The sequence below is a fragment of the Saccharopolyspora sp. NPDC000995 genome, from assembly GCF_053599315.1.
This window is the reverse complement of sequence record NZ_JBSFLZ010000046.1, coordinates 1-25,512: the sequence shown is the minus strand read 5'-3', so window position 1 is coordinate 25,512 and position 25,512 is coordinate 1. Positions and strand designations below refer to the sequence as shown.

29 protein-coding genes and 2 pseudogenes are annotated in these 25,512 nt (G+C 66.2%); 18 read left to right on the top strand and 13 right to left on the bottom strand.

What is annotated here, in order from left to right:
- Positions 1 to 22: 22 nt before the first annotated feature.
- The 3 genes from ACWDKQ_RS17200 to ACWDKQ_RS17190 form a co-directional block, all read right to left on the bottom strand.
- Positions 23 to 706, bottom strand: a complete 684-nt coding sequence (locus ACWDKQ_RS17200; protein WP_450139729.1) for a hypothetical protein — start codon at positions 704 to 706, stop codon at positions 23 to 25.
- Positions 707 to 815: 109 nt separating this feature from the next.
- On the bottom strand, positions 816 to 1,844 hold the full coding sequence (locus ACWDKQ_RS17195; RefSeq protein WP_450139728.1) for a hypothetical protein: 1,029 nt from the start codon (positions 1,842 to 1,844) through the stop codon (positions 816 to 818).
- On the bottom strand, positions 1,841 to 2,389 hold the full coding sequence (locus ACWDKQ_RS17190) for a SigE family RNA polymerase sigma factor (protein WP_450139727.1): 549 nt from the start codon (positions 2,387 to 2,389) through the stop codon (positions 1,841 to 1,843). Before ACWDKQ_RS17190 ends, ACWDKQ_RS17195 begins: the two co-directional genes overlap by 4 nt.
- 470 nt (positions 2,390 to 2,859) lie before the next feature.
- Between ACWDKQ_RS17190 and ACWDKQ_RS17185 the strand changes: the two genes are divergently transcribed.
- The 7 genes and pseudogenes from ACWDKQ_RS17185 (at position 2,860) to ACWDKQ_RS17155 (ending at position 10,495) form a co-directional block, all read left to right on the top strand.
- Complete coding sequence (locus ACWDKQ_RS17185) at positions 2,860 to 3,618, top strand: TIGR03619 family F420-dependent LLM class oxidoreductase (protein WP_450139726.1); 759 nt, start codon at positions 2,860 to 2,862, stop codon at positions 3,616 to 3,618.
- A gap of 270 nt (positions 3,619 to 3,888) precedes the next feature.
- A complete protein-coding gene (locus tag ACWDKQ_RS17180; RefSeq protein ID WP_450139725.1) occupies positions 3,889 to 6,033 on the top strand; it encodes a carbon starvation CstA family protein in 2,145 nt (714 codons plus the stop codon).
- Positions 6,030 to 6,239 (top strand): YbdD/YjiX family protein, encoded by a 210-nt coding sequence (locus tag ACWDKQ_RS17175; protein ID WP_450139724.1) that lies wholly within the window; start codon positions 6,030 to 6,032, stop codon positions 6,237 to 6,239. The genes ACWDKQ_RS17180 and ACWDKQ_RS17175 overlap by 4 nt, the downstream gene beginning before the upstream one ends.
- A 146-nt stretch (positions 6,240 to 6,385) precedes the next feature.
- Entirely contained in the window at positions 6,386 to 6,643 is a 258-nt protein-coding gene (locus ACWDKQ_RS17170; protein ID WP_450139723.1) for a hypothetical protein, read from the top strand.
- A gap of 143 nt (positions 6,644 to 6,786) precedes the next feature.
- Positions 6,787 to 7,668, top strand: coding sequence for a helix-turn-helix domain-containing protein (locus ACWDKQ_RS17165; protein WP_450139722.1), 882 nt, complete (start codon positions 6,787 to 6,789; stop codon positions 7,666 to 7,668).
- A 23-nt stretch (positions 7,669 to 7,691) separates the two neighbouring features.
- Positions 7,692 to 7,919, top strand: a complete 228-nt coding sequence (locus tag ACWDKQ_RS17160; RefSeq protein WP_450139721.1) for a DUF397 domain-containing protein — start codon at positions 7,692 to 7,694, stop codon at positions 7,917 to 7,919.
- A gap of 101 nt (positions 7,920 to 8,020) precedes the next feature.
- Positions 8,021 to 10,495, top strand: a pseudogene (locus tag ACWDKQ_RS17155) (GmrSD restriction endonuclease domain-containing protein).
- On the opposite strand, the gene ACWDKQ_RS17150 reads toward ACWDKQ_RS17155, so the two are convergent.
- Entirely contained in the window at positions 10,487 to 11,131 is a 645-nt protein-coding gene (locus tag ACWDKQ_RS17150) for a hypothetical protein (RefSeq protein WP_450139720.1), read from the bottom strand. The pseudogene ACWDKQ_RS17155 and the gene ACWDKQ_RS17150 sit on opposite strands and share 9 nt — an antisense overlap.
- 122 nt (positions 11,132 to 11,253) lie before the next feature.
- Between ACWDKQ_RS17150 and ACWDKQ_RS17145 the strand changes: the two are divergent.
- A pseudogene (locus ACWDKQ_RS17145) lies at positions 11,254 to 11,508 on the top strand (carbon starvation CstA family protein); the annotation flags it as partial.
- A gap of 188 nt (positions 11,509 to 11,696) precedes the next feature.
- On the opposite strand, the gene ACWDKQ_RS17140 reads toward ACWDKQ_RS17145, so the two are convergent.
- Both ACWDKQ_RS17140 and ACWDKQ_RS17135 read right to left on the bottom strand, forming a co-directional pair.
- Positions 11,697 to 12,176: a LysE family translocator gene (locus ACWDKQ_RS17140; RefSeq protein WP_450139719.1), complete on the bottom strand. Its 480-nt coding sequence runs from the start codon at positions 12,174 to 12,176 to the stop codon at positions 11,697 to 11,699.
- A gap of 206 nt (positions 12,177 to 12,382) precedes the next feature.
- Entirely contained in the window at positions 12,383 to 12,640 is a 258-nt protein-coding gene (locus tag ACWDKQ_RS17135; RefSeq protein WP_450139718.1) for a hypothetical protein, read from the bottom strand.
- A gap of 350 nt (positions 12,641 to 12,990) precedes the next feature.
- On the opposite strand from ACWDKQ_RS17135, the gene ACWDKQ_RS17130 reads away from it, so the two are divergent.
- The 6 genes from ACWDKQ_RS17130 (at position 12,991) to ACWDKQ_RS17105 (ending at position 16,461) form a co-directional block, all read left to right on the top strand.
- A complete protein-coding gene (locus tag ACWDKQ_RS17130) occupies positions 12,991 to 13,689 on the top strand; it encodes a class I SAM-dependent DNA methyltransferase (protein ID WP_450139717.1) in 699 nt (232 codons plus the stop codon).
- A 348-nt stretch (positions 13,690 to 14,037) separates the two neighbouring features.
- Entirely contained in the window at positions 14,038 to 14,232 is a 195-nt protein-coding gene (locus ACWDKQ_RS17125; protein WP_450139716.1) for a hypothetical protein, read from the top strand.
- 1 nt (position 14,233) lies between these two features.
- Positions 14,234 to 15,055 (top strand): LLM class F420-dependent oxidoreductase, encoded by an 822-nt coding sequence (locus tag ACWDKQ_RS17120; protein ID WP_450139715.1) that lies wholly within the window; start codon positions 14,234 to 14,236, stop codon positions 15,053 to 15,055.
- A gap of 106 nt (positions 15,056 to 15,161) precedes the next feature.
- Positions 15,162 to 15,626, top strand: a complete 465-nt coding sequence (locus ACWDKQ_RS17115) for a hypothetical protein (RefSeq protein WP_450139714.1) — start codon at positions 15,162 to 15,164, stop codon at positions 15,624 to 15,626.
- Positions 15,623 to 15,946, top strand: a complete 324-nt coding sequence (locus ACWDKQ_RS17110) for a hypothetical protein (protein ID WP_450139713.1) — start codon at positions 15,623 to 15,625, stop codon at positions 15,944 to 15,946. The genes ACWDKQ_RS17115 and ACWDKQ_RS17110 overlap by 4 nt, the downstream gene beginning before the upstream one ends.
- 242 nt (positions 15,947 to 16,188) lie before the next feature.
- On the top strand, positions 16,189 to 16,461 hold the full coding sequence (locus tag ACWDKQ_RS17105) for a LysE family transporter (protein ID WP_450139712.1): 273 nt from the start codon (positions 16,189 to 16,191) through the stop codon (positions 16,459 to 16,461).
- A gap of 5 nt (positions 16,462 to 16,466) precedes the next feature.
- On the opposite strand, the gene ACWDKQ_RS17100 is transcribed toward ACWDKQ_RS17105, so the two are convergent.
- The 3 genes from ACWDKQ_RS17100 to ACWDKQ_RS17090 form a co-directional block, all read right to left on the bottom strand.
- Positions 16,467 to 17,705 carry an RNA polymerase sigma factor gene (locus tag ACWDKQ_RS17100; protein ID WP_450139748.1) on the bottom strand — a complete coding sequence of 413 codons (1,239 nt, stop codon included), beginning with the start codon at positions 17,703 to 17,705 and terminating at the stop codon, positions 16,467 to 16,469.
- Positions 17,706 to 17,736: 31 nt separating this feature from the next.
- Positions 17,737 to 18,087, bottom strand: coding sequence for a YciI family protein (locus tag ACWDKQ_RS17095; RefSeq protein WP_450139711.1), 351 nt, complete (start codon positions 18,085 to 18,087; stop codon positions 17,737 to 17,739).
- 160 nt (positions 18,088 to 18,247) lie between these two features.
- Positions 18,248 to 19,156 (bottom strand): LysR family transcriptional regulator, encoded by a 909-nt coding sequence (locus ACWDKQ_RS17090; RefSeq protein WP_450139710.1) that lies wholly within the window; start codon positions 19,154 to 19,156, stop codon positions 18,248 to 18,250.
- Positions 19,157 to 19,304: 148 nt separating this feature from the next.
- Between ACWDKQ_RS17090 and ACWDKQ_RS17085 the strand changes: the two genes are divergently transcribed.
- Positions 19,305 to 20,159: an EamA family transporter gene (locus tag ACWDKQ_RS17085; RefSeq protein ID WP_450139747.1), complete on the top strand. Its 855-nt coding sequence runs from the start codon at positions 19,305 to 19,307 to the stop codon at positions 20,157 to 20,159.
- Between the two features lie 212 nt (positions 20,160 to 20,371).
- Here ACWDKQ_RS17085 and ACWDKQ_RS17080 read toward each other — a convergent pair whose 3' ends face one another.
- Positions 20,372 to 20,884 (bottom strand): hypothetical protein, encoded by a 513-nt coding sequence (locus tag ACWDKQ_RS17080; RefSeq protein WP_450139709.1) that lies wholly within the window; start codon positions 20,882 to 20,884, stop codon positions 20,372 to 20,374.
- Positions 20,885 to 20,923: 39 nt separating this feature from the next.
- Positions 20,924 to 21,574, bottom strand: a complete 651-nt coding sequence (locus ACWDKQ_RS17075; protein ID WP_450139708.1) for a transposase — start codon at positions 21,572 to 21,574, stop codon at positions 20,924 to 20,926.
- Positions 21,575 to 21,735: 161 nt separating this feature from the next.
- On the opposite strand from ACWDKQ_RS17075, the gene ACWDKQ_RS17070 reads away from it, so the two are divergent.
- Positions 21,736 to 22,350: a hypothetical protein gene (locus tag ACWDKQ_RS17070; RefSeq protein WP_450139707.1), complete on the top strand. Its 615-nt coding sequence runs from the start codon at positions 21,736 to 21,738 to the stop codon at positions 22,348 to 22,350.
- 105 nt (positions 22,351 to 22,455) lie between these two features.
- Positions 22,456 to 22,743, top strand: a complete 288-nt coding sequence (locus ACWDKQ_RS17065; RefSeq protein ID WP_450139706.1) for a permease — start codon at positions 22,456 to 22,458, stop codon at positions 22,741 to 22,743.
- Positions 22,744 to 23,531: 788 nt separating this feature from the next.
- Here ACWDKQ_RS17065 and ACWDKQ_RS17060 read toward each other — a convergent pair.
- The gene (locus ACWDKQ_RS17060; protein ID WP_450139705.1) at positions 23,532 to 23,900 is read right to left on the bottom strand and encodes a hypothetical protein; all 369 of its coding nucleotides are present in this window, start codon (positions 23,898 to 23,900) and stop codon (positions 23,532 to 23,534) included.
- Between the two features lie 3 nt (positions 23,901 to 23,903).
- Between ACWDKQ_RS17060 and ACWDKQ_RS17055 the strand changes: the two genes are divergently transcribed.
- Positions 23,904 to 24,410 carry a hypothetical protein gene (locus ACWDKQ_RS17055; protein WP_450139704.1) on the top strand — a complete coding sequence of 169 codons (507 nt, stop codon included), beginning with the start codon at positions 23,904 to 23,906 and terminating at the stop codon, positions 24,408 to 24,410.
- Here ACWDKQ_RS17055 and ACWDKQ_RS17050 read toward each other — a convergent pair.
- The gene (locus ACWDKQ_RS17050; protein ID WP_450139703.1) at positions 24,373 to 25,104 is read right to left on the bottom strand and encodes a transposase family protein; all 732 of its coding nucleotides are present in this window, start codon (positions 25,102 to 25,104) and stop codon (positions 24,373 to 24,375) included. The two genes, ACWDKQ_RS17055 and ACWDKQ_RS17050, sit on opposite strands and share 38 nt — an antisense overlap.
- Positions 25,105 to 25,512: the final 408 nt, after the last annotated feature.

Sequence of the window (25,512 nt, the reverse complement as noted above, 5' to 3'; positions counted from 1 at the left end):
GAAATTGTGGCGGGTTGCGCGGTCACGACTGATCGGGTTCGCGAACTTCGTTCGGTTTGGTCTTTTCGGGGATCCGGGACGAGCCGTCCCGGGCCGGCGCCTGATCCGCAGAGAGGATCTTCGGGGCCCTGGTCAGGTAGGGATTTCCCAGCCGGGCGAGGAACAACGCCGGTGCGAACAGCGGAACTACGGCAGACAGCGCTGCCGCCGTCACGCCCGCGCGCAACACGTCGCGCGGCAGCAACGTGGCCCGGCGGTCGACGAAGCGGTCGCTGGTCAGCGCCGCCAGCCACAGCACTAGCACGAAGCCGGTCATGGTCGCGACCGCCAGCACGATCGCAGGTTGGTAGCCGAGCCGTTCCGCACCGAGCATGACCGAGATCCAGCCGAGCAGCGCCGGCAGCTGGCCTCGCTCGGTGGTGGCCGCCCAAAGTAGTCCACCTAGCAGCGCGAAACCGCCGCCGCTGCTCTGCCAGGTCTCGGTGAGGCGCTCAGCCCACTCGCCTCCGGTGAGCCCGAAGCGGGCGGCGAGCCGGCCCAGCACGTCCAGCGCGGTCGGTCCGTCCTCCGGCACCAGGAACTGGCCGGCGATCCATGCCAGCGTCCACAGCGAAACCCCGAACGCGAGGACCTGCTGCCACCTCGGCCGCTCCAGCGCGGCCTGGTAGAGCCGCGCCAGTTCCCGCTGTTGTGCCTGCACGTCCACCCCTGTCCTCGCCGACCGGAAAGCCGCTGCCGATCGTCCGGGCTAGGCGGCGATCACGTCCGGCATTGATCAAATCGGGGGCGTGTCCCGCTGCGGAGCATGATCGGCTTCAGAAAACCCCGGGGCCTTCCGCGCAAGCACCGTCGTCGGTGCAGGCCGGTGGGATCGGGCGGATCACCGAGCCGTCCACGAGCCACTGCCCCTTCCCCTTGGTGGACACCAGGAAGCGGCCGAGCGGATCCGTGGACAGCCGTGCCTGGCCCGCGGCCAGCGGCGGGGTCCGGAACGGCACCCCGGCGCCGATCTTGCGCCCGCTGTCCGCCGCGAACGTGGCCACCCGGGCCTGTTCGTTGCCGCAGTCCACCGGTTGCAGCGCCGCGACGTCGCGACCGGACCAGGCGATCGCCACAGGGCCGCAGGTTGCGTCCGGCACCGCATCGACGTGCCCAGCCAGCGAGGTCGCGTCCGGTGCGAGCAGCAGCACCAGTGCCTGGCGGCTGCCATGGTGCCCGGCCAGCACCGCGAGGCGGCCGTCATCGGCCAACGCCAGGTCGTCCACCCGCATTTCCGGCGGGATCGCGATCCGCTGCTGCTGGCCGCTGTGCACGACCACCACGGTGTTCCCGTCGAGGTAGGCGACGCGCCCGCCGCCCGCGGTCAGCAACCGCCCGTCGCCGACATCGCCGGGCAGCACCCGCTGCCCGCCGCGCAGCAGCACCTCGACGATCCGGCGACCGCCCGATGTGGACACCGTGGTGTAGACCCGGTCGTGGTCGGTGGCCAGGACACCTGCGTCGGCCCCGTCGACGCGGGCGACCTCTTGATTCTCCTGGCCGGACCGCACGTCGAAGGAGGCGATCACGCCGGGCGCGGGCGCGGCGAGGTAGCTGTCCGGCTGGACGCTGACCGGCTCGGGCTCCTGATGTCCGGGAATGCCCAGCAAGACCACGACGAACGCGGCCGCCGCAACGGCCACCGCGCCGACCAGGGTGAGCAGCGGGCGGCGCGGCGATCTCCGCCGGCGCGTGGCCGCCAGCAGCCGGGGCAGCGAGTCCGGCTTGGGTTCCACGTCCTCGACCAGCCGGTGCAGCTGCGCCCGCAGCAGGTCCACGTCCCGTGTGCTGTTCCCGTCGTTCAAACCCACTCCCCCAGCAGATCCGACAGTCGCGAAACCCCACGCGAGCAGTACGACTTCACCGCGCCCTGGCTGCAACCCATGATCTCGGCGGTGCGAGCCTCGCTGAGATCTGCGTAGTAGCGCAGCACCACGGCCTCCCGCTGCCGGCGCGGTAGCTTCGCCAGCGCCGCGGCCAGGACCGCGCGGTCCGCCCCGCGTCCCGTGTCGTCCGGCTGGCTGTCCTCGACGGCGAGCTTCGGCTGGTATTTCTTGGCGATCGACCGACGCCGCAGCATGGACCGGGCCCGGTTGAGCACCACCTGGCGCAGGAAGGCGAGCGCCTTGTCCGGATCGCGCAGCCGGGAGCGGGAGTCGAAGACCCGCACGTAGGCGTCCTGCACGATGTCCTCCGCAGAGGCGCGGTCGTCCACCAGCAGGATCGCGATGCGTAGCAGTTGCCGGTAGTGCTCCTGGTACAGGTCGGTCAGCTTGTTAGTCAGTTCATCCATTGCCGCCAGCCCGTCGCCCGGCCAGGCGGTCACGGGCAATGCGATCGACACCGTCACATATCTGCACGACGCCCAAGACCCCCTCCTTGGTTGCGGCCGGGTTTCACTCGTTATCAATTGGCTGCGTCCAACGGCGGCGAAGTTTACCGGCGCACCGGCCGATGATGATCTCCCGGCGGCTTCTGCGCGCCCCGGCACCCAGATGGATCACGCCCGGTCAGCCCCATGCACTACCGCCCCGCGCGACTGGTGTAAGCCGGGCCGCCTCCGGTGGGAAATATTGCCGCTGGCCGTCCGCGGCGGTAGGCCTGTGGTGCTGACGCGACGGGAGGCTGAATTGGAAGTAGCTTCGAACCTCACCTTCGAAGCGCCGAAGGGGCTCGGCCTAACGCATCGGGGCTCTTGGCGAGGCCAGTCCCCAGCGCCGCGCATCGGACACGCGCAACTCGGGGATTTCTGCCTGCCCAGGGTTCCGCCACCCGCACCGCCACCCAAACGAGTTCGGGGACATCCTTCAGGAGGATGCGATGAAGTTCGGGATTTCCACGTTCATCACCGACGAGGGGAACGGCGCGGCGGATCTGGGCCGGGCCGTCGAGGAACGCGGGTTCGACTCCCTGTTCATCGCCGAGCACACGCACATCCCGGCCAGCCGGAAGTCGCTCTACCCGGCCGGCGGCGAGCTGCCCCGGATCTACTACCGCACGCTGGACCCGTTCGTCGCGCTTGCGGCGGTCGCCGCGGTCACGCAGCGGCTGTTGGTGACCACCGGGATCGCGCTGGTCGTCGAGCGCGAGCCGATCACCACCGCCAAGGAGATCGCCAGCCTGGACCTGGTCTCCGGCGGCCGGGTGATCTTCGGCGTCGGGGCGGGCTGGAACCGCGAGGAGATGCGCAACCACGGCACCGACCCGGCGACCCGCGGCGCGCTGATGGACGAGCGGATCCGGGCGATGCGGGAGATCTGGACCAGGGACGCTGCCGAGTTCCACGGCGAGCACGTCGACTTCACCCCGATCTACTCGTGGCCGAAGCCGGTGCAGCGACCTCACCCGCCGATCTATGTCGGCGGGAAGAGCGATCGGTCGCTGGCACGGGTCGCCGAGTACGGTGGCTTCCGCGCGGCGGCACTGCGCAGAGCTGGTGGCGAAGGTGCGCGACCGAGCGGGCTGGCGGGTGCCGGTCGCGGTCTACGCGGCGCCGCGCGATCCGGCGGTCCTGGAGTCCTACGCGGCGGCCGGGGTGGACCGCACGCTGTTCTACTTGCCGACCCGCCCGCGCGATGAATCGTCACGCACGCTAGACGACCTGGCCGAACTCGCCGAAAGCCTCGGCTAAACGGGCGGTCGCGAACCTCGCCGGACGCCGGTGACCGGAATTCCGGTGTGACTTACATCCTGGTTACTTCCGGGCAATGTGCTGGACATTCGGGGACATGCGAGTCGATCCTCGTGTCTGCTGTGCCAGTCGCATCGCAGGGTACAACGGAGAAATGGGGTCCGGGGACGGTGGCTGAGATAACGGCGCCGAGCACTGGGGCGGCTCGGAAGCGCAAGATGAGTCCCAAAGAAATCGCCATCTGGGTACTGGTGGCCGTCGTCGGCGCGGTTTCGTGGGGCGTCATCGCACTGGTCCGCGGTGAGGAGATCTCCGCGGCCTGGCTGGTGTTCGCGGCGCTCGCCTCGTACGCCATCGCCTACCGCTTCTACGCGCGGTTCATCACATACAAGATCCTGAAGGTCGACGATACCCGCGCGACGCCGGCGGAGCGGCTGAACAACGGCACCGACTTCCAGCCGACCGACCGCCGGGTCCTCTTCGGCCACCACTTCGCGGCGATCGCCGGGGCGGGTCCGCTGGTGGGCCCGGTGTTGGCCGCGCAGATGGGTTATTTGCCGGGCACCATCTGGATCATCATCGGCGTCATCTTCGCCGGTGCGGTGCAGGACATGGTGGTGCTGTTCCTCTCGACCCGCCGCAACGGCCGCAGCCTCGGCCAGATGGCCCGCGAGGAGATCGGCCCGGTGGGCGGCATCGCGGCGCTGATCGCGGTGCTGGCGATCATGATCATCCTGCTGGCGGTGCTGGCGCTGGTCGTGGTCGGCGCGCTGAAGGGTTCCCCGTGGGGCACCTTCTCCATCGGCATGACGATCCCGATCGCCCTGTTCATGGGCTTCTACCTGCGCTACCTGCGTCCGGGCAAGATCGTCGAGACCTCGCTGATCGGCGTGGCGCTGCTGCTGCTGAGCATCGTCGCCGGCAGCTGGGTCGCGGACTCTTCGCTGGCCGGGATGTTCACGCTCTCCGGCAACGAGCTGACCTTCGCGCTGGTCGCCTACGGCTTCATCGCCTCGGTGCTGCCGGTGTGGATGCTGCTGGCGCCGCGCGACTACCTGAGCACCTTCATGAAGGTCGGCGTCATCGTGCTGCTGGCGGTGTCGATCCTGATCGCGATGCCGATGATGAAGACCGAAGCGATCACCGACTTCGCGCTAAACGGGCAGGGCCCGGTGTTCTCCGGCTCGCTGTTCCCGTTCGTGTTCATCACGATCGCCTGCGGTGCGCTGTCCGGCTTCCACGCGCTGGTGTCCTCGGGCACCACGCCGAAGATGCTGGAGAAGGAGTCGCAGGTCCGGGTCGTCGGCTACGGCGCGATGCTGACCGAGTCGTTCGTGGCGATCATGGCGCTGGCCGCGGCGTGCATCATCGACCCCGGCCTTTACTTCGCGATGAACATGCCGTCGGCGGCGCTCGGCAACACGCTGCAGTCGGCGTCGCAGGCGGTCGCCGGGATCGGCTTCCAGATCACACCGGACCAGCTGGCGGCGGCCGCGGCGGCTGTGGACGAGCACACGCTGGTCGGCCGCAGCGGCGGCGCACCGACCCTGGCCGTCGGGCTTTCCGAGGTGTTCTCACAGGTCATCGGTGGGGAGGAGATGAAGGCGTTCTGGTACCACTTCGCGGTGATGTTCGAGGCGTTGTTCATCCTGACCACTGTGGACGCCGGTACCCGGGTGGGCCGGTTCATGCTGCAGGACACCGTGGGCAACGTGTGGAATCGCTTCGGCGACGTCAACTGGAAGCAGGGCAACTGGATCGCCAGCGCGGTAATCGTCGGTGCCTGGGGCTACTTCCTGTGGGCCGGGGTCAACGACCCGCTGGGCGGCATCAACCAGCTTTTCCCGCTGTTCGGCATCGCAAACCAGCTGCTGGCGGCGGTGGCTCTGGCGGTGGCCACGACGATCCTGATCAAGTCCGGCCGCGCGAAGTACGCTTGGGTGACACTGGTTCCGCTGGCCTGGGACGCGGCGGTAACGCTGGTTGCGAGCTGGCAGAAGATCTCCTCCGCCGACCCGAAGATCGGCTTCTTCGCGCAGCGCGCGGCCTACCAGGCGGCGCTGGACGCCGGGCAGACCAGCAAGGGCTCGGCGCACACCGTCGAGGAGATGCAGAAGGTCGTGGTCAACTCCACTGTGGACGGTGTGCTCAGCATCCTGTTCGCGCTGCTGATCGTGATCGTGCTCGTGGACGCGGTCCGGATCTGGATCAAGGCTCTGCGCACGAGCGCACCGCTGCCGAGCACCGAGGTGCCGCACGTGGAGTCGAAGATCTGGGCCCCGTCCGGGCTGATTCCGACGGCGGAGGAGAAGCAGACCCAGAAGGAGCTGGCGGCGGCCGGGAAGGCCGAGGCCAGCACATGACCGGCACGCCGATCCTGGCCAGGCTGCGCGGGTTCGCCCACACGGCCTGGCAGATCGTGCGCGGCGTGGTGGGCGAGAACGCCTACGAACGCTACCTCGACCACCACCGCCGAAACCACCCGGACGAAGAACCGATGACGGAACGGGAGTTCTGGCGCGGCCACGTGGACCGTCAGGACGCCACCCCAGGCTCCCGCTGCTGCTGAACCACGGAGGGGGCACCTGTGACCTGGTTACGCGGTCACAGGTGCCCGTCACTCATTTCGCACACACTGATGACCGGGCCCACACCAACCGGCCCGAGATATGACTACCCCAGCTGAAGGCACGCTGGACTTCCTCCGCAGATGTCATGCTCATGCGGAGACCGCCGTCGGTACTGACGACCTCGACCCGCTCCCCAAATGCCATGCCCCAGGCGGCAATACCGCACATCCACGCGTTCGCCGTATTCCTGGAGAACTGCGAACAACCTGGGTGCCGCATCAGCAACCAGATCCTCTACGACCACAGCGAACTGTTCGGCGCTGCACATCGGAGGTTTTCCCGATGGATCAACGACGAACGTGTCGAGTGGATGCCCCGAAGACGCCTGACCGACCCCGACTAGCATCATTGCCTCCTAACAAGGCGTGCTTGACCAAGTACTGAACGTGATGCAGAGGATGCCAATCTGGACGTCCACTTTCAATATGGACGTCCAGACGTTCACTCGAACCAGCGCAAGCGTGCCCGCAACTGTGGAGGTTGACGGTGGTCCAGGAGAACGGCCTCGCTAACGCGACCGTGCGAAGGTGGCAGCTCACAGAAACGCTTCGCCGACTTCGCGAGGAAGCTGGGCTGACACATGATCAAGTCATCGCCGAACTTCGCAAAAGACACGGGAAATGGTCCCGCCCCAAACTTTCGCGCATCGAGAACCGTGAACAAGGCGTCAAGATCGCAGAGGTAGAGCAGTTGCTGGACGTCTACCAAGTAGCTGATCGGGATCTGCGAGCATGGCTCGCCGATCTGGCCAGCACCGCGCACGAGCGAGGCTGGATGGTCGATCTCCGGAAGAACCTGCCCGAGGACTTTCACGCCTTCCTCAACCTGGAAGTCGCCCTTGTCGCATCGCGGAGCTTCGAAACCCTCCTCGTCCCGGGGCTTCTGCAAACTGCCGACTACGCGCACGCCTTGATCCGTGGCATCAACCAGGACATCGCCGAAGACGAAGTCGAACGACGAGTCGCAGCGCGTCTTGCGCGGCAGCAGATCCTTCGCAGGGCCGAACCGCCGAAGCTGCATGTGATTCTCGACGAAGGGCTGCTGCAACGGCCGGTCGGAGCGCCACGGGTGATGCGCAATCAACTTCGTTTCCTCGCCGAGGCGGCAGAAGAACCAAACATCACGGTTCAAGTCTTGCCCCGGATGGTCGGCGCAAGCCCGGCATTGGAAGGACCGTTCTCCATCCTGACGCTGCCTGATCCGATTCCCGACGTGGGGTACTCAGAAGGCCCGGGTCGCGCGGTCTACATCGAGGATCGAGAACTCGTCCGAACCTACACACTCCGTTTCGGTATCCTCACCGAGCAGTCGCTGTCGCAGGTCGACTCAGTGAACAAGCTTGCCGACGCCGCTGAGAGCTACGGGTGACCTGCGGTCGAGGAGGGGGCGAGATGATCGAGCAGAGTGCGTTACGTCCTGAGAGCTGGCGCAAGAGCAGCTACTCCGGTGGTGGCGGCGTCGGCGGCGGCAACTGCGTCGAGGTCGCGTGGACAACGGACGGCCGGCTCGCTATCCGCGACAGCAAGGCCCCCAAAGTCGGTGTTCTGCTCTTCACTCGCACCCAGGCCGACTCCTTAATGCAAGGCCTCAAGAACAACAAGTTCGGTCAGTCCAACTGACTGTGCACTGGAGTGTCGGCGGCCAGTTCTGATGCCCACTCGCAGCCAATAAGCGGGAGCTATCCAGACCGCGAATGTGATGATGAGTGGCCGTGGGGATCATGGCCACCTGCGCTGCCGCTTTCGCGCTCGCATTCGCTGCCGTCCTCCTCCGGGTCGGCCGTGCCCGCGACCAGCACTCCGCGGCATGCAACGTTGCGCTGAGCGTCTCCAAGCTTTGCGCGCGAATCGACTTCAAGCGACAACGCCACCACCACGTCGAAACCTACGGTAGCCACGTACTCCGGACGTGCGCTCCAGCCCACCCCAAGACCGACGCCTCCCCGACCTCCTCCTCGACCGCGGAAGTTCCCAATGTTAGGGAAAATCAAGCATCCAGGTTGAGTTCCGCACGGCGGATCAACGGGCACCTGTCGCTGTACGTCATGGGATCGGTACTATCCGGCGTCGTTCGTCGAAGCGCTTGGGGGCACCACGGCATGACGCTGTTCAAGAACACCACCTACTCGGTCGACGACCTTGTCGGGCGGGTCGGTAAGGGCGAGATCGCGCTGCCAGACCTGCAACGCCCGTTCGTCTGGGATACCAGTAAGGTGCGCGACCTCTTCGACTCGCTGTACCGAGGCTTCCCGGTCGGCAGCCTGCACCTGTGGTAAGCCCGAGCCGAGCAGGAATCCCGTCAGATCGGCACGGATGCGAAGCAGTCCGGACCACGCTTGTTCGTGGTCGACGGCCAACAGCGCATCACATCCCTGTTCGCGGCCCTGACCGGCGTACCCGTGCTGTCCGACGACTTCGAGAATGTGCACATCCGGATCGCCTTTCGGCCCGCCGACGGGGCCTTCAGGGTGCACGACGCGACGGTGGAGAAGAATCCCGAGTTCATCCCCGACATCGCGGCGGGTTGGACTGACGGCACCTATCGGGTCATCGACGACTTCCTCACCCGGCTCCAGGAACACCGCGAACTCGACAACATCGACCGGGACAAGCTGGCCAACGCCATCGGACAGCTGCACGCCATCCGGAACTACACCTTCCACGCTGTCGAACTGTCCAGCTCGGCCGATCCGGAAGAGGTTTCGGACATCTTCGTGCGGATCAACAGCAAGGGCACCCCGCTCAACCAGTCCGACTTCATCCTCACCCTGATGTCGGTGTTCTGGGACGACGGACGGCGCGAACTGGAGAAGTTCTCACAGGAAAGCCGACAGCCCAGCATCAAAGCGAACACCTCGTTCAACTGGCATCTGCAGCCCAAGCCACCGCAGCTGCTGCGCGTGATCATCGCCGTGGCTTTTCGGCGGGCTGTGCTACGTGCGGTGTACTCGCTCCTGCGCGGGCACGACATGCGGGGCGGCAAGCTCGACTCCGCTGATCGGCAAAGCCAGTTCGCCCGCTTGCAGCAGGCGCAAGCGCAGGTCCTCGACCTGTCAAACTGGCACGAGTTCCTGCGCTGCCTGGACCACGCCGGATTCAGCAGCGTCCGGATTATCTCCAGCCAGAACACGGTCATGTACAGCTACGCGCTCTGGCTGATCGGCCGCATCGAGTATGAAGTGCCGGTCCACCAACTGCGGGAAGCGATCGCCCGCTGGTTCTTCATGGCCCAGATCACCAGCAGGTACACGGGTTCCTTCGAAAGCCGCGCGGAATCGGACCTATCCGCGATCGATGCTCTCGCGACCAAGGACGCGCAGTCGTTCCTCGACCGCTTGAACCGGACCATCGACGACACGCTCACCGGCGACTTCTGGACAATCACGCTGCCCAACGAGCTGAACACCTCGGCATCCGGATCGCCGGCACTCTACAGCTACCTCGCCGCGCTGAACGTCCTAGAAGCCGACGTGCTGCTGTCGACGAGCAAGGTGAGCAGCCACCTAAACCCGTCCGTGCTCGCCACCCGGAATGTCGAACGCCACCGGCTGTTCCCCCGCGACTATCTAGAAAACGCGCTGGGCGTAACCAGCTCCAAGCAGTACAACCAGATCGCGAACATGACGATCGTCGACTGGATCGATGACATCCGCATCTCCGACCGGGCTCCGAGCGAATTCTGGCCGGAGCAGCTGGCAGCCAAGAATATCGGCGAGAACCAGCTCCAAATGCAGTTGAGGCACCACGCATTGCCGAACGGTTGGGAACAGATGGACTTCCAGGAGTTCCTTGCCGAACGTCGCAGTCGCATGGCGAAGGTCATCCGCGAGGCGTTCTACAAGATCGGCGAGACTACCTACCAACCCACCTACCAGCCTCCGCCGCGCAGCTACCTGGAAACTCCCGCAGAATCCGCCGACAAGCGCAGCAACGAAGCGACAGACCTGTTCGGCAGCGGTGTGCTCGCGGACGGCGTCCGGTTGTACTCCGCGTCCGGCGACAAGGTGGTTACCGTCCGATCTGATGGCTCATTCGAGTTCGACGGCGAGGTCTACTCCAGCCTGGCCACGCTGACCGTCTTCGCCGGGTCCTCCCTGGACGGGCAGGACTTCTGGCAGCTGGAGACCGACAGCGGGATGGTCACTCTGCGCTGGGCACTCATCGAGCACCGACGGCAGCAGAAGAAGTCAGCGTGAACCACCGTCCAACGCCATGACGACGTACGCGGCGGTCTCTTCCAGGCGGGAGATGACCGCAGCGGCCTCCTCCGCGGATACCGGTTGCCGCCGATTTGGATCTGCCTGGTCCAAATCCGCCTGATGCACGATCTGGTTCCGTCGCTCCATGATCCGCTTGAGCCGAGCCTGCACTTCTTTGGCATCCACCTGATCGCCATGCGCATGAGCCCGCTTCGCTACCTCGGCCCAGAGCTTGACGTCGGAAACGTGCTTAAAGGCCTCCTGGATGTAGCGCGGGTTCTGGTACGACTCGTGCCCGAACTCCCGGTCCAGCATTTCCCCGAAGACCGCTTCGCGCGATTCCCCACCGTAGTGGATCCGGTCGAAGAGGTCGACGGGAATGCTCAGCTTGCGCAGTCCAGAGGGCTTCTGCCCATCCGGCTTCAGCAGCAGCGCCAAAGCCCGGTGGCGGATCTCCTCGAACACCCAGTGGTCGAGGGCAGCAACGGCCATCACCCAGGCCGCGCGATACAGGTCCGTCACGTCGAAGTCCTGGACGTCCTGCGCTTCCAAGCGACGCCCACCGTCCACCAGGCCCCGGGCGTACTTGAGGTTCTCGCACAAGCGCCGAAAGGCGTGCGTCGTCTCGTTCATCGAGCCCCCAATAATCGACTTCCGCGCCAATGATGCCGCACCCGGCATGCGCTGGTGTGTACCGGCCAGAAAGGCGTATGCGTCGTTGATGTGCAGTCTGAGTAATCGGTGGAATGGAATTCAGCTTCCTGTGGGCCGGGGTCAACGACCCGCTGGGCGGCATCAACCAGCTGTTCCCGCTGTTCGGCATCGCCAACCAGCTGCTGGCGGCGGTGGCGCTGGCGGTGGCCACGACGATCCTAATCAAGTCCGGCCGCGCGAAGTACGCGTGGGTGACACTGGTTCCGCTGGCCTGGGACGCGGCGGTGACGCTGGTCGCGAGCTGGCAGAAGATCTTCTCCGCCGACCCGAAGATCGGCTTCTTCGCGCAGCGCGCCGGACAACGAGTCCGACCAGTTCGGCTGATCGCGCGCCGCGAGTCGGTCGGCGATACGGCGTGACGGTCGCGTGACTGGGGCGATCGCGCAGTCGCCACTGCCGTAGGTCCGCCGTTTCACCGGCACACGGAACGAGTTCTCAAACAGCCGCTATCGCGCCCGAAAGCACTCCGGCTGTTACCTGCGGTTCACGACCTCAGGTTTTCGGTGGCCAGGCGGGGGGCCAGGGTTCCGAAGACCAGGGCTGCCGTTCTGTCCAGCCAGCGTTGGATCGCTCGGCGGCGGAGCAGGATGTTCGACAGCCAGCCCGAAGGCAGGCCCACCAAGGCGTCCACACAGATGCCCACCACGACGAGCAGGCCGCCCAGGGCCAGGAATTGCACCGGGATCGGCCACGCCGCCTGCGCGCTGACGAACTGCGGGACGAACGCCAGGTAGAACCTGATCACCTTGGGGTTCGATACGTTCGTCAGCACCGCCAGCGCATAGGTCCGCCGCAGCGATCTGGCCGGCGCTGCCTGCACCTCCGGTACCGCCGACGTCCGCCACGACTGGACCGCCAGATGCAGGAGGAAGACGACACCGGCGATCCGGACGACCTCCAGCGTCACGGGCACCTCCCGGAACATCGCCGTCAGCCTGAGGGCCGCGACGATCGTGTGCACCACGATGCCGCTGGCATGCCCACGGCCGCCACGACCCCGCCGCGCGGGCCCGAGGAAATTCCGTTGGCCATAATGAACATCATGTCCGGGCCGGGCACCAGCGAGATCGACGCCGCCGCGCCAATGAACGCCAACACAATTCCGAGATCCATCTCAGCGCCCGATCCACTCGCTTCGAAGCGACCAGGGCCGCGGAAGTGGAATTCGACTCAGCTCCGAAGTCCTCTCATCCGAGCTCTCGACCGGCCGCGATGCGCGGTGGGTGGGGGGCGAACGGACCGTTCGCTCCGCAGAACGAGGTGGATCTGGATGTTGTCGGCGGCCGCCCGCGCGAATGCGTCCGAGCAGAAGGCCTGGGCCAACCCGGCCAATGCGGCGACCTCCGGACTGCGCTCGGCCAGCGCCCACGCCGCAGCGTCGGCGACGGAGTAGGCCGACTCGACCTCCACGAGCAGGTCCGCGCACATGTGCTTGATGGCCTGGAAGCTGCCGATGGCGCGGCCGAACTGGAACGTCTACGGACGTAGTCCACGGCCATGTCCAGCGCCGACCGCGCCCGCCAGCCTGCTCGGCGGCGAGCATGATCTCCCCCGATTCGCCTGGTCCAGGCCACCGCGGCGGCGGTGTCGTCGGGATTCCCGCGGACTGCTCGACGATCTCGTGCGGCGACAGCAGCGGGCGCCGCCCAAGGCACCCAGGAGCGACACGGCACCCCCGCCATCGCCGCGTGCACCCACTCCGTCGCGTCGGCCCGGCGCTGAACGAGCCGGTGGAAAATCTGTTTCGCGGCGGGAGCGCCGACGGAATAATCGGTGCAATGGAGTTCAGGGGCTTCGACGCGCGGGGTTATCGCACCGTTGACGTGCGCACCGGGTACGGCGAATGGGTCGCCAACTACGAGCAGACCGTCGAGGATGTCATGGACCTCGCGCTGCTGGACCGGCTCCAGGAGCCGTCGTGGGCGGCCGTCACCCGGGCCGCCGACCTCGGCTGCGGGACCGGCCGGACCGGGCAGTGGTTGCGGGGCAAGGGAGTTCCGGCGATCGACGGGGTGGACCTCACCCCGGAGATGCTCGCCGTAGCGCAGCGCCGCGGCGCCCACGACCGGCTGGTGGAGGCAGACGTCGCGGCCACCGGCCTGGCGGACTCGACCTACGACCTGGTGATCTCCTCGCTGATCGACGAGCACCTCGACGACCTGAACCCGCTGTACCGGGAGGCGTGGCGGCTGGCCGCGCCGACGGCCGCGTTCGTCCTGGTGACGTTCCACCCGCACTTCATTATGACCTCGGGCATGCCCACCCACTACACCAACAGCGCCGGCGAATCGGTGGCCATCACCACCAATGTGCACCTAATCAGCGACCACGTCGCGGCGGCGCTGGCGGCAGGCTGGCGACTGGCGGAGCTGCACGAGGGCGTGATCGATGACGCGTGGGTCGCGGTGAAACCGAAGTGGGAGCGCTTCCGCAACCACCCGATCTCCGCCGCGTACGTCTGGCGCAAGGACGGCTGACCCTTCGGTGGCGGGGAGTGCTTTTGGGGCGCTACGACGGCGCTATATCACGCTATATCACCGAAAAGCCTCACCGGCCCTCGGTCCGAACTGAACCCGGACCTTCGCCCATGCCTCTCGGCGCCCGGTCGACGGGTGTTGTGGCCACGAGTCGGGTGTGAACGCCGAACAGCTCGCGAACGTCCTCGGCGCGGTGACCCTGGTGATCGGCGCCGGGCTGACCGCCGCCCCGCGGCTGGTCGCGAAGGCGCTCGGATAAGGCGATCACGCAGGTTTCGTCCGCACCATCGGGATCATCGACCTGGCGATCACCCTAGCGTCCTGCGCGACCGACCGCGCTGGCCGTGGATGGCCGGGCGGGCGGCGCTCAACCTGGTGATCGCCAACCACTTCCGGACCCGCCGCTTCCCGGCGGGCATGACCGGCATGGCCGTGCTCACGGTCGTCGACGGCGGTCTGGCCGCAGTCACCAAAGCCCGCCAGCAGCGACCCGGATCGGGCGACACCGGGAATGCCTGCCCGACCACCTCCGTTGGCCAGTGACATGACCGCAACCCTCGGCAAGCTCGGCATTTGGCGGATTTCCACGGCACTCGACCCCAAACTGGCGATCGAGGTCGAGAAACTTGGATACGGCACGATCTGGATCGGCGGCTCGCCGCCAGCGGACCTGGCGCTGGCGGAACGGCTGCTGGACGCCACTGACTCGATCACGGTCGCCACCGGGATCGTGAACATCTGGAACTCCGCCCCGCAGGCCGTCGCCGCGTCGTATCATCGCATCGCCGCGAAGCACCCGGACCGGTTCGTCCTCGGCATCGGAGCCGGGCACCGCGAGATGACGGACACCTACACCAAGCCGTACCAGGCGCTGGTCGACTACCTCGACCAGCTGGACGCAGCCGGGGTGCCGAAGACCGACCGGGTGCTCGCCGCGCTCGGCCCGAGGGTGCTCAAGCTCGCCGCCGACCGGGCCGCAGGAGCGCACCCGTACCTGACGGTTCCCGCGCACACGAGGCAGGCCAGGGAGATTTTGGGCGACGCACCACTGCTCGCCCCGGAGCAGAAGGTCGTGGTCGAAACCGACCAGAACCGGGCCCGCGCCACCGGTCGCGCCTCGGTGGGAATGTACCTGAACCTGAGCAACTACACCCGCAACCTGCGCCGCTTCGACTTCACCGACGACGACCTCGCGCCACCCGGCAGCGACCGCCTGATCGACGCCGTGGCCCTGCACGGCACCACGGTCGAGATCGCCGAAGGCATCAACGCGCACCTGGATGCGGGCGCGAACCACGTGAGCATCCAAGCCCTCGGCGACGACCCGCTGGCGTCCTACCGCGCACTCGCCGAAGCGCTCCGCTGACACCGGGCCTCAACCCGGGACGCATCGGGTTTCTCCCCGATGCGCGGTTGAAAACACAGCCGGAGGACTCTTCCGCGTCCTGAGTAGACGATCGAGGGAGCCTTGCGTGAAGACGTCCTGGTCGAGCTCGCCGTGGACGTTCTTCGCGCCGGTCTTCGTCCTCGGCGCCCCGTTCACGCTCCTCGGCGAGCTCTCCGACATGCGGCTTCCGGCGAATATGCCGTTGAGCGCCCTGCAGCTCGTCGTCCCACTGGTAGCGGCGGTGCTCCTCGTCCGCCTCCACGACGGCAGCGGCGGGGCGCGCAGGCTGCTCCGAAGCGCTTTCGACGCTTCGAGAATCAAGCTGGCCTGGTACGCGCCGATCCTGCTCCTCATGCCCATGGTCACGTTGGTGTCGTACTGGCTGATGCGCTTCGCCGGGGAGCCGCTCCCCGAACCGCACATCTCGTTTTCGGCGGTGCTGGTCTACTTCGCGCTCTACTTCGTCGCGGGCGTCACCGAAGAAGTGGACTGGACCGGCTACGCCACCGGCCCGATGCAGCAGCGGTGGGGCTCCCTCGGGGCAGCGTGATCACCGCAACCGTGTGGGCGGCGTGGCACTTCCTGCCGTACCTTCAGCTGCACGAACCGAGTTGCACGATCTGGCAATGCGCTTTCACGATCATCCCCAGCGTGATCATCGTTTGGCTCCACAACAACACGGGGAACAGCGCGTTCGCGGCGGTCCTGTTCCACGCCATGATGAATGTGACCTACTCGGTGTCGACCGGCGGCTGGTCCTACGGCCCTGCAGCCACCAGCCTGGTCATGCTGATCGTGGCGACTGCGGCCATTGTCATGTGGCGACCGAAAACCTTTTCCCACTACAGGTTCTCACGGGCGGTCCGGTGACGGAAAGCAACGCAGCCACCCCGTCGAGCACGCGTTACAGGCCGAACTCGCACCACTCATCCAGAGGCGCTGGTGCTGGCCAGGGTCACCAGCGGCAGTCAGCGAGCAGGCGCGGTCGCCACGTTCGGTCTGAACACCGGGACACTGCTGCACGCGGTAGCCGCGGCAGCGGGATTGTCGGGGTGCTGGCGACTTCTGCGGCCGCGTTCACGGCGGTAAAGTTCGCGTGAGCGGTTTACCTGGTGTGGCTGGGAATTGCGGTCGCGGTGTTCTTCCTTGCCTTCCTCCCCCAGTTCGTCCACCCCGAGTACGGTTGGGTATACGGGCAATTCATGATGCTGGGTGCGCTGCTCACGACGCTGTCGGTGCTGTGGGACTACGCCTTGAGCATCACGGCCGCGGCAATGTCGAAGAAGCTCGCGGGCAACGCCCGGTTCGCCCGGTGGCGCCAACGGATCACGGCGACGGTCCTCATCGGCCTCCGAAACCGTCTGGCCGTAACCGAACAACGCTGACCGCGTCACGGGTCGGTCTGCTCGACCTCGTGCAGCCTGCGCTGCAGATGCGCACGTTCGGTTTCGGTACCGGCCAGTTTCAGCGCCTCCCGGTACGCCGCTGCGGCCTCGGCGAACCGGCCGAGCCGTTGCAGCAGGTCGGCCCGTGCCATCGGGTAGGGGTGGTGGGCTCGCAGCCGCGGTTCGTCGGCCAACTCGTCGAGCAGCGCCAAGCCCGCTTCCGGGCCATCGCGCAACGCGACTGCCGCCGCCCGGTTCAACGTGACGATCGGCGAAGGCGTGAGCGCGAGCAGCACGTCGTAGAGCGCCACGATCTGCGGCCAGTCGGTGGTGGCGACGTCCGCTGCCTCGTCGTGCAGGGCGGCGATCGCGGCCTGCACCCCGTACGCGCCGGGTGCGCCGCCAACCAGCGCGACGGGCACTAGGCCACGGCCCTCCTCGATCATCGTGCGATCCCAACGGTCCCGATCCTGCTCGTCAAGCAGGACCAGTTCGCCGTCTGGCCCGGTCCGGGCGTCCCGGCGGGCGTGGATCAGCAGCATCAGCGCGAGCAACCCGGCCACCTCCCGCTCGGCAGGCAGCAGCCGACGCAGAATCCGGGCCAGCCGAATCGCATCCGCGGCCAGATCGAGCCGCTGCAACTGCGGACCCGAGCTGGCCGCATACCCCTCGGTGAAGATCGAGTACAGCACCTGGAGGACGCCCGGCAGCCGCTCCGGCAACTCCTCGGCACCTGGCACCCGGAACGGGATCCTGGCCTCGCGGATCTTCTTCTTCGCCCGCACGATCCGCTTGGCCATCGTCTCCGCTGGAACGAGGAAAGCCCGCGCGACCTCTGCCGTCGTCAACCCCGCGAGGTACCGCAGTGTCAAAGCCCCGCGGTCCTCGGCCGCAAGCGCCGGGTGGGCGCAGGTGAAGAACAGCTGCAACCGCTCATCCGCCAGATCACCGCCCACGTCCGCCGCGGCGACGGGTTCTGCCCGCTCCGCTTCCACCTGCAGGATGGCCAACCGCGCGGCGAACGTCTGGTCGCGCCGCAGCCGATCGACCGCTTTGCGCCGCGCGGTGGTCATCAGCCACGCACCAGGCTTGGGCGGAACGCCGTGCACCGGCCAGTTGGCCAGCGCCGCCTCGATGGCCTCGGACGTGACCTCCTCGGCCAGGTCGAGATCGCCGAAGCGGCGGACCAGGGCCGCCAGCAGCAGACCGCGTTCCTCGCGGAACACCGCCTCCACCACCGGCATTGCGGCCCTGGCGGCCGGTTCGTCCCGCACGTCAGGCCCCGAAGTCGGCGACCGGCCGCACCACGACGGACCCGTCGCCCCGCGCGCCGGGGCAACGCGCGGCCCAGTCCAGCGCCGCGTCGAGGTTGGGCACGTCGATGACGTAGAAACCGCCGAGGATCTCGCGGGTCTCGGCGAACGGTCCGTCCGTCACGGTCGGCCGACCGTCCTCGTCGACCCGCACGGCCGTGGCGGTGACCAGGTCCGCCAGGGACTCGCTGGATACCAGGATCCCCGCTTCCTGCACCTCCTTGTCGAACGCCATCCAGTCCTCGACGTTGCACTCGGCGGCCCCGCCGTTCGCGCCAACCGCACCGGCGTTGATCAGCAGCATGTACTTCATGATCCGACTCCCTCGGCGTCCGTTGTTGAAGTGCGGCAGCGTCGCCGCACGACACAACCACGAATGGGGAACCCCCGCATGGACACCCCGGACAAAAATTCTTCCCCGTCCCTGCACGCGGATGACCCACACGGCCCTGACCAGGAACAATCCGAGTTCTTCAGTGCGGGCGCGCCTCAGTTCGCTCTGCCAAGTGCTCAGTCGGGGTGTCGAGGACGGCTAGGAAGGCCTTCGCCGCGGGTGTCAGGCCGACGTGGTTCCAGACCAGGTGCTCGACGCGGGCCGGCGCGTCGGACACGGGGATGGTGCGCACGCCGGCGAGTTGGGGGACGTAGGTGGACGGGAGCATGGCGATGCCCAGGCCCTCACGGATGAGCTTCGCCATGAGGTCGGGAGCCTGCACTTCGAAGGCGACATCGCGGTCGAGGCCCGCCGCCGCGAACGCCTGGTCGGATTGGGCACGGCCGACCGTTCCGGCCGTGAAATCCACGAACACCTCGGACGAAATCCGGCGAAGGTCGACCTCTGGTTCCTCCGCGAGGGGATGCCCGGGCGCCACCACGGCGACGAGCCTGTCTCGGGCGAGTTCACGGCCGGCGACACCGCGGGGCCGAGCCGTGGTCGGCAACCCGAGGCAGGCGACATCGATGGCTCCTTCCCTGACCTGCTCGACGAGGTTCTCGCTGCCGCCAACGCGCAGGCCGATGCGCACGTGCGGGTACAGGCTGCGGAAGTCGCGCAGTGCGGCCGGGATGTCCACCGCGGCGACCGTGGGGATCACGCCAACGGTGAGCCGCCCGCGCACCTCGCCGAGGGCCGCCGCGGCCTCGGCGGCCGCGCGCTCCGCAGCGTCCAGACATTGGCGGGCGGCGGGGAGAAATGCTGCACCGGCAGCTGTGAGCCGGACCCGGCGACTGTTGCGCTCGAAGAGCTTGCCGCCGAGTTCCCGTTCCAGGCGCGCGATCTGGTGGCTGAGCGCGGACTGGACGACCAGGCACCGCTCGGCGGCGCGGGTAAAGCTGCTCGTCTCCGCGACCGCGACGACGTAGCGCATCTGCTGGAGCTCCATCCATCCATCGTGCATCGAGATGGATCAGTTGACAAACATGTGTTGGACTCATTGATACAGGTCGGATCAGACTTGGATCGTGAGGAACCAGACGATCTCCGGCAACGGGAGCACTGCAGCCCGCACCGCGCTGACGGCGCTCGCGCCCATGGTGTGGGGCACGACCTATGTGGCCACCACCGAACTGCTCCCCCCAGGACATCCCATGTCCGCGGGGCTTCTGCGTGCGTTACCCGCGGGGCTGATCACGTTGGTGATCACGCGGACCTTGCCGAGCGGGACGTGGTGGGCGAAGGCAGCGGTGCTCGGCGGGCTGAACATCGGGATGTTCTTCCCGCTGCTTTTCGTGGCGGCCGAAAGCCTGCCGGGAGGCGTTGCCGCCACGCTGGCTGCCGCCCAGCCACTCATCGTGACAGTCCTGGCAGTGACCGTCCTCGGCGAGCACCCTTCGGCTTGGCGCTTCGCCTGGGGGTTGGTAGGTGTCGTGGGCGTCGGCCTGGTGGTGATCGGGCCGGATGCGGCGTTCGGCGTCCCCGGGATCCTGGCTGGCCTGGCGGGCGCGGCATCGATGGCGCTGGGTGTGACGCTCACCAAACGGTGGGGTCGTCCTGCGGAAGCCAGTCCCACCGCGTTCGCCGGCTGGCAACTCACCGCCGGCGGCCTGTTCCTCTTGCCCGTCACGTTCCTGTTCGAGGGGCCACCGCCCGCGATCGACGGGACGGCCGCACTCGGCTACCTCTGGCTGGGCCTGGTCGGCGGCTTGGCCGCCTACGTCATGTGGTTCCGCGGCATCACCACGTTGCCGGTCACCTCGGTCGCCCTCCTCGGCCTGTTTTCGCCGATGGTCGCGGCGCTCCTCGGAGTCGTCCTGCTCGGCCAGACGCTCGGCCCGATCCAACTGCTCGGCTTCGCGCTCTCACTCGCCGCAATCGCCGCAGGCCAGTTCTCCCCGCGAGCCCGCCCCCCACTTCCGAACCTCACCGCGCAAAGGACTGCTCGATGAAAATCGCGTGATCGGAGCCACCTGCATGGTCGGCTCGCGCGTCACCGGAGAAGCCGCTGCCCGAGGGCATGAAGAGTGGAACACAAAGAGCCGCCCGCCTGTATTTCCGGGACGGCTCTTTTCGTATGCTTAAAGAGCTTGGCCATTGCCCGACACGATGTCGGGATGATTTATATAGCGCTGCACCGAAGCTGCTACGCAAAAACCGAAACTCACTCAGCCACACGATGTTCTTGACGCGTTGCCGTGGCTGCGGCCTCGGCGGCGTCCCACTGCTGCCGGTAGCTACGCAGCTTCGGCAACCGATCTTGCACACCCCACGCAGCCCGCGCAGCAACGGTCTCCACTATGCCCCCATGCTCGATCACAGGTTCATGGAGGTCCTGAACCACGTCGGCGATACTGGCCGCCTGAACCGCTGGAGCCCAACGCGCAAGCAGATCCATCAACCTCGGCAAGCCGATGACCTTCAGGTACTCCGACGCTTGCTCCTGATTGCTGACCTCAATGAGGTACTCGCTGCGGCCGTCCTGGTCTCGTTGCCAGGTGAGCAGATTCAGGCTCGCCCACTCCCCAGCACCGAGCCTGAGAAATGGCTTCCAACCTTGCGACTCCAGATAGTCCCCGGCATCAGTAACGTCGGAGGCACCGCCGAACACGTCGTATGGCTCCCACTTGCCGTCAGCGGAGAGCTGCAAATCCCTAGGTGAGGTCACGGCGGTCACAGTACGACACGAGCACGGCTCGTCACTTCTTAAACCCCATCAGGGTGCCCTTTGGGTCAGGGGTCGAGTGCCCGGACGAGCAGATCTACGGTGCATTCGTCGAGTCGTAGGTTGAACCTGCCGCGCGGCATACCGCTTTCCCCACGCCGGCACATCGATCGCCCCGGACAGCCAGTCCGGTGCCGCGACCGCGAGAGCCTCCAGCAACGCCCGTACCGACTCGCCCGCCAGCTCCAAGCGGTTGAGATTGCGCACCGCCGCCACCACGTGGGTGGAATCGGTGCGCTGCTTCCCGCCAGCGGCCACCAATCCCTTGTCCTGCAACACCTTCAGCGCCAGATCCAGGGCACGTTCCTCCAAACCATGGGCGACCAGCCGGGTGCGGAACTCACTCAAGATCGAAGCGTCAAACCCCGGATCGTCCAGCTCCATGCCCAGCGCGTACTTCCAGTCCATGCCGAACCGGACCCGGTGTGCCGCACCCCGATCGGTCAGGTTCTCCGCCATCTGTAACACCGTGACCAGCCCCAACCGTCCTGGTGACCACCCCGGCTTTCCCCGCGCCCCGAACGCCTCGGTGAACTCCGCATCGCTGAACAGCTCACCCAACTCGTCACGGACCCGCATCGCCAACGGGTACTCGCCCGTGCCCGCCGCCGCCCGAGCTGCCGGTGGCGACGAAATGAGCACGCTGTGCGAGCACTGGGGCAAGGTCGAGCGTGCGGCCGCCCTGCCGCCTTGCTGGTCACTGAGAGCGTGTACCCGGTGACCAGGTCCAGGCCTTGGTCAATTGCCGCAGCTCGATGCCTGGGCGCCTGACTTCGTGATCATTACTACACGTGAGGACCAGCATGAACGTAGATTTCGGTGACGTGCCAACGTGGGTCGCCGCTGCGGTGACCCTCGGAGCCGCCGGCGTCGCCGTCTGGCAGGCCGTATCAGCTCGACGGCAAGCCCAGTCGGCCAGAGAGCAGGTGCTGTCGGCCAGACAACAGGCCGAGGCGGCCAAGGAGCAGGTAAAGATCATGCAGGACGATCGGCATGACCCGCGAACGCCGAAGTTCACACTGGTCGAGGCCGTGGACGCCAATGACGAGCATGGGTTCCGTGCCACCAAGCTCGTCATCCTCATGAACGAGGGACCACCCCTTGGACCGGTCGGCGTCAGCGTCCAGGGCGCCTACATGGATTATGTCTGGGACCCGCACAGCCCTTATGGCCCTACCTCGGGTCACAGCCCCGAGGTAGGGCTCTACATGCGACCGGGCCACACAAACACGATCTACGTGGCCTCCGAGGACGGGCACGTCGGCAGCGCCGGCATAGTCCAGTTGACCTGTGCTGAGCACGGCGGCGACCACGACACGTGGACTGTAGATCTGGGGTTCGAAGTGGCTAGCGCCGCCCGAATCGCGCCGGAGGCGTTGGTAGTCCCTGATAGCACCGTGCAAAGTAGTTTCCAGTAGCGGCACCAACACACCGACCAGGTAAGTGTCGGGCTGGTCGTATCACCACCTGCCGTTGGCGGCTCGGTACGCTGCTCGGCATGGCGTGCTGATCTCGAGGCCCGGGTGGCCGCCCTGGAGGCCCGCATTGGCGAGTTGTCCGCTGAGGCGCAGGCAGCGCGTGAGGACGCGGCCGCAGCGCGGCACCTAGCTGCTGCCAATGATCGTGGCGTGGCCGAAATTCATCGCGAACTGCGCGATTTCCGGCAGACCACGTCTGCCAGTTTCAACGCTCACCGCGAGGATCTGGCCGACTTGCGGTCGAATCTGGTCGGTCTTCGTTCCGAGGTGCGCGGAAGTTCGATCAGCTGGCCGCCGGTCAGGAGCAGATCACGAGCTTGCTTACCCAGCTGATCGACCAGGGAAGCGGCAACGCCGAGTAACCGCCGTGTTGCAGAGGTGGTTGACCGGACCTATCGAACTTCCCCATCAAAACGCACTGACCTCGCTGGTCGAGACGTTCGTTTCGTAGCAACTCGCTTACTCAATGTGATTTTGCGCTGGCATACTCCTTCCCCACGGGGAAGCGTCGAGGGGCAAGTGCCGGCAGCATCCTGCAGCCGACGAACTCGCCGACGAAATCCAGGACGCTGTTCGCCGCTGGTGGCAGATCATCGACCGCGCCCCTGATCGCATGTACGCGGGTCCCTGCTCCGCAGTCATCGAAGGCGTCGAATGCACCGAGCAGCTGTACGCCAACTCGAAGAGGGCGACCGTGTCTTGCCGAACCTGCGGCAGCGTCTGGTGGCTTTGGGACCGCAGGCCCTCAACGGGCGGACTACATGCCCACTGCCCCGCCCTCGCGATGCAGCTACTCGGGATGCCAAGAGCTGACAACGAACGGCAGATGCGATCAGCACACCCGGAAACCGTGGGCAACGAGGAGCCAGCATCAACCACGGGGCAAGCTCGCCCGCAAGGACATCGCCTTCAAGCGAGCCCACCTGCGATTGGAACCTCGATGCAGGGGATGCGGGACGGATGCGGTCGAGGTCGGCCACATCCTGCCGTTGAGCCGAGGCGGCGCGATGTTCGACCACGCCAACGCGCAATCACTGTGCACCGAGCGCCACGCCGTCAAAACGCGGGCTGAGAACGCCACTCGCAACCGATCACGGGTGCGCCGGGATTAGTTCGGCATGTCAACGTGGTTGGGCCCGGAAGAACTCGCGGACCGGAACCAGCAGGCCGACAAGCGAGAGCACGATGAAAACCACCTGATGGACATGGTCCTCCCCTGGCGGCAACTGGCCGACCAGGTGCACTACCCAGAACACCGGGTAGAACCACAGCGACCACCAAGCCCACCGCTGTCGGCGTCGGAAGGGCACCAACGCGAGCGATCCCCCGAACAGGCCTACCCCGATGGAAGCCAGCCCGTCCGCGCGATACAACAGAGCGTCTCCTGCTGGCGGCGCAACCATCACGACCACACCGAAGCCCAAGATCCCCAGGCTGATCGCGGCCAGGCAGATCCACCCGACCCGCACTGCGATGCTCTCGCGCTGCATCCGGTGAACCTATCGCCGAACGCAGAAGCTGAGAAGCTCCGAGAACGCCGAGCGACAGAGGAAACGACGATGAGCACAGAGGAAGCCGAGCACGCCGACATCACCGCCACCGGCGTGCGAATCAACGGCAAGCCGTTCCCCTACTACATCGACCAGCGCGGCCCGAGCGCCGAATCGATCGGCGGTGGGTTCCACATCGTCAACATTCCCGTACTCGTCACCGGCACCATGAACATCAGCCCAGACGCCGCCAAGAAGCGTGCGGAATACCTGCTGAACGGAACCGAGTGGCGACCCGGGACGAGTTCGGCAGCGGGCTTCCACAGGGGTAGGGGGGCCAGATCACGGCAGCCAGCCGCCCGGGAGGGCGCCGCCGGAGGCTTCCTTTTCGCGTCTCAGAAACTTCGATCAGGGGGCTTCTGGCTAGCGTCAGCTGAGTTCACGGACTGCAAGCGCGCAAGGGATGGCTCGGTCAAGGATTTGACAACTCTGCCTTGCCCGAATCAGTAAGATCACCCTCGTGATCATCGACTGGGGAAACGTGCCGTCCTGGATTTCGGCGATAGGTGCACTCGCAGCTTTCGGCACTGCGGCCTAGGCAGGAACATCGGCATGGAAGCAGGTCAAGTATTCGGCTGACCAACAGCGCCACAGGGACGAGCGCGACGAGCAAGGACAGGCATCGAAGGTTGCGACCTGGATTACCGCCGGCAGAGACAAGAAAGGAAGACTGCAAATATACGCCCGATCGTATTGAAGAGGTGATCTTGTTGTTTTCTTTGTCGCTTGCGGAGAGTTCGCCACCCTTGGGTTTCTTGCGTGGAGTGATCAAATGAGTTCCCTGGTACGCGGGGTCCGCAATAGTCGGGGTGTCCGCGAGAAGATCTTCCCAGTCGCACTCGGTGAACGCTTTGCGATCATGCATGGAGCCATGCATGATCGCGGATATTCCCAACAAGCCGGCATTAATATCTGCCGCGACCTGGATGTTGAGCCCTGCACGGCGGCGCTTGCCGGAGTAGTTGTCCTTGTGGCCAGCACGGTTGCCGGTTGGGACTTCAGTGCCGTCGACCAGGACGAGCCGGCTGCGAAGGACTTCCTTGAGGCCTGGAACATGAAGACACAACGCCTCTCCGATCAGCGGTAGTATGCTTCGGTAGACCCTCGATACGGTCGGCTGGCTTACTCCGAACAAATCGCCCACGGCCGCCTGGTTCAAGTTCTGCCGGACATATACCAGGGCGAGAACGACCGCGCAGTAAAGCCCTATAGTCGGAGGCCATACGGTTTCTTTACGACACTGGATGATCTGCCGAATCCGGGCAACAAAAAAATTCTACACGAACACCTTACGGCGAAGGCAGACCGCATCTACCAGGACCGTACCAGGATCGGCTGTCCGGACACTGGGAACCATCAAACAATGACCATGAGACAGCTCATGCGGTTGCTATCGCCAAAACAAGGAGCATTATTCTGGCGGTTTGAATACCGGGCAATAGGGCAACGGCCCCGACCTAGTACGGCAGCAGCCATTTGGTTTTTGACCTGCGGGAACGTGTGGTTGGGGGCTGCATTCGATGTAGGGCAGCCGCCTGTTAATCATGTGTTT

Coding starts and splice junctions, on each gene's coding strand:
- ACWDKQ_RS17185 (WP_450139726.1), top strand. CDS start 2,860: ATGAAGTTCGGGATTTCCACGTTCATCACCGACGAGGGGAACGGCGCG.
- ACWDKQ_RS17180 (WP_450139725.1), top strand. CDS start 3,889: ATGAGTCCCAAAGAAATCGCCATCTGGGTACTGGTGGCCGTCGTCGGC.
- ACWDKQ_RS17175 (WP_450139724.1), top strand. CDS start 6,030: ATGACCGGCACGCCGATCCTGGCCAGGCTGCGCGGGTTCGCCCACACG.
- ACWDKQ_RS17170 (WP_450139723.1), top strand. CDS start 6,386: ATGCTCATGCGGAGACCGCCGTCGGTACTGACGACCTCGACCCGCTCC.
- ACWDKQ_RS17160 (WP_450139721.1), top strand. CDS start 7,692: ATGATCGAGCAGAGTGCGTTACGTCCTGAGAGCTGGCGCAAGAGCAGC.
- ACWDKQ_RS17150 (WP_450139720.1), bottom strand. CDS start 11,131: ATGAACGAGACGACGCACGCCTTTCGGCGCTTGTGCGAGAACCTCAAG.
- ACWDKQ_RS17135 (WP_450139718.1), bottom strand. CDS start 12,640: ATGTGCGCGGACCTGCTCGTGGAGGTCGAGTCGGCCTACTCCGTCGCC.
- ACWDKQ_RS17130 (WP_450139717.1), top strand. CDS start 12,991: ATGGAGTTCAGGGGCTTCGACGCGCGGGGTTATCGCACCGTTGACGTG.
- ACWDKQ_RS17125 (WP_450139716.1), top strand. CDS start 14,038: ATGGCCGGGCGGGCGGCGCTCAACCTGGTGATCGCCAACCACTTCCGG.
- ACWDKQ_RS17120 (WP_450139715.1), top strand. CDS start 14,234: ATGACCGCAACCCTCGGCAAGCTCGGCATTTGGCGGATTTCCACGGCA.
- ACWDKQ_RS17100 (WP_450139748.1), bottom strand. CDS start 17,705: ATGCCGGTGGTGGAGGCGGTGTTCCGCGAGGAACGCGGTCTGCTGCTG.
- ACWDKQ_RS17095 (WP_450139711.1), bottom strand. CDS start 18,087: ATGAAGTACATGCTGCTGATCAACGCCGGTGCGGTTGGCGCGAACGGC.
- ACWDKQ_RS17090 (WP_450139710.1), bottom strand. CDS start 19,156: ATGGAGCTCCAGCAGATGCGCTACGTCGTCGCGGTCGCGGAGACGAGC.
- ACWDKQ_RS17085 (WP_450139747.1), top strand. CDS start 19,305: ATGGTGTGGGGCACGACCTATGTGGCCACCACCGAACTGCTCCCCCCA.
- ACWDKQ_RS17070 (WP_450139707.1), top strand. CDS start 21,736: ATGAACGTAGATTTCGGTGACGTGCCAACGTGGGTCGCCGCTGCGGTG.
- ACWDKQ_RS17060 (WP_450139705.1), bottom strand. CDS start 23,900: ATGCAGCGCGAGAGCATCGCAGTGCGGGTCGGGTGGATCTGCCTGGCC.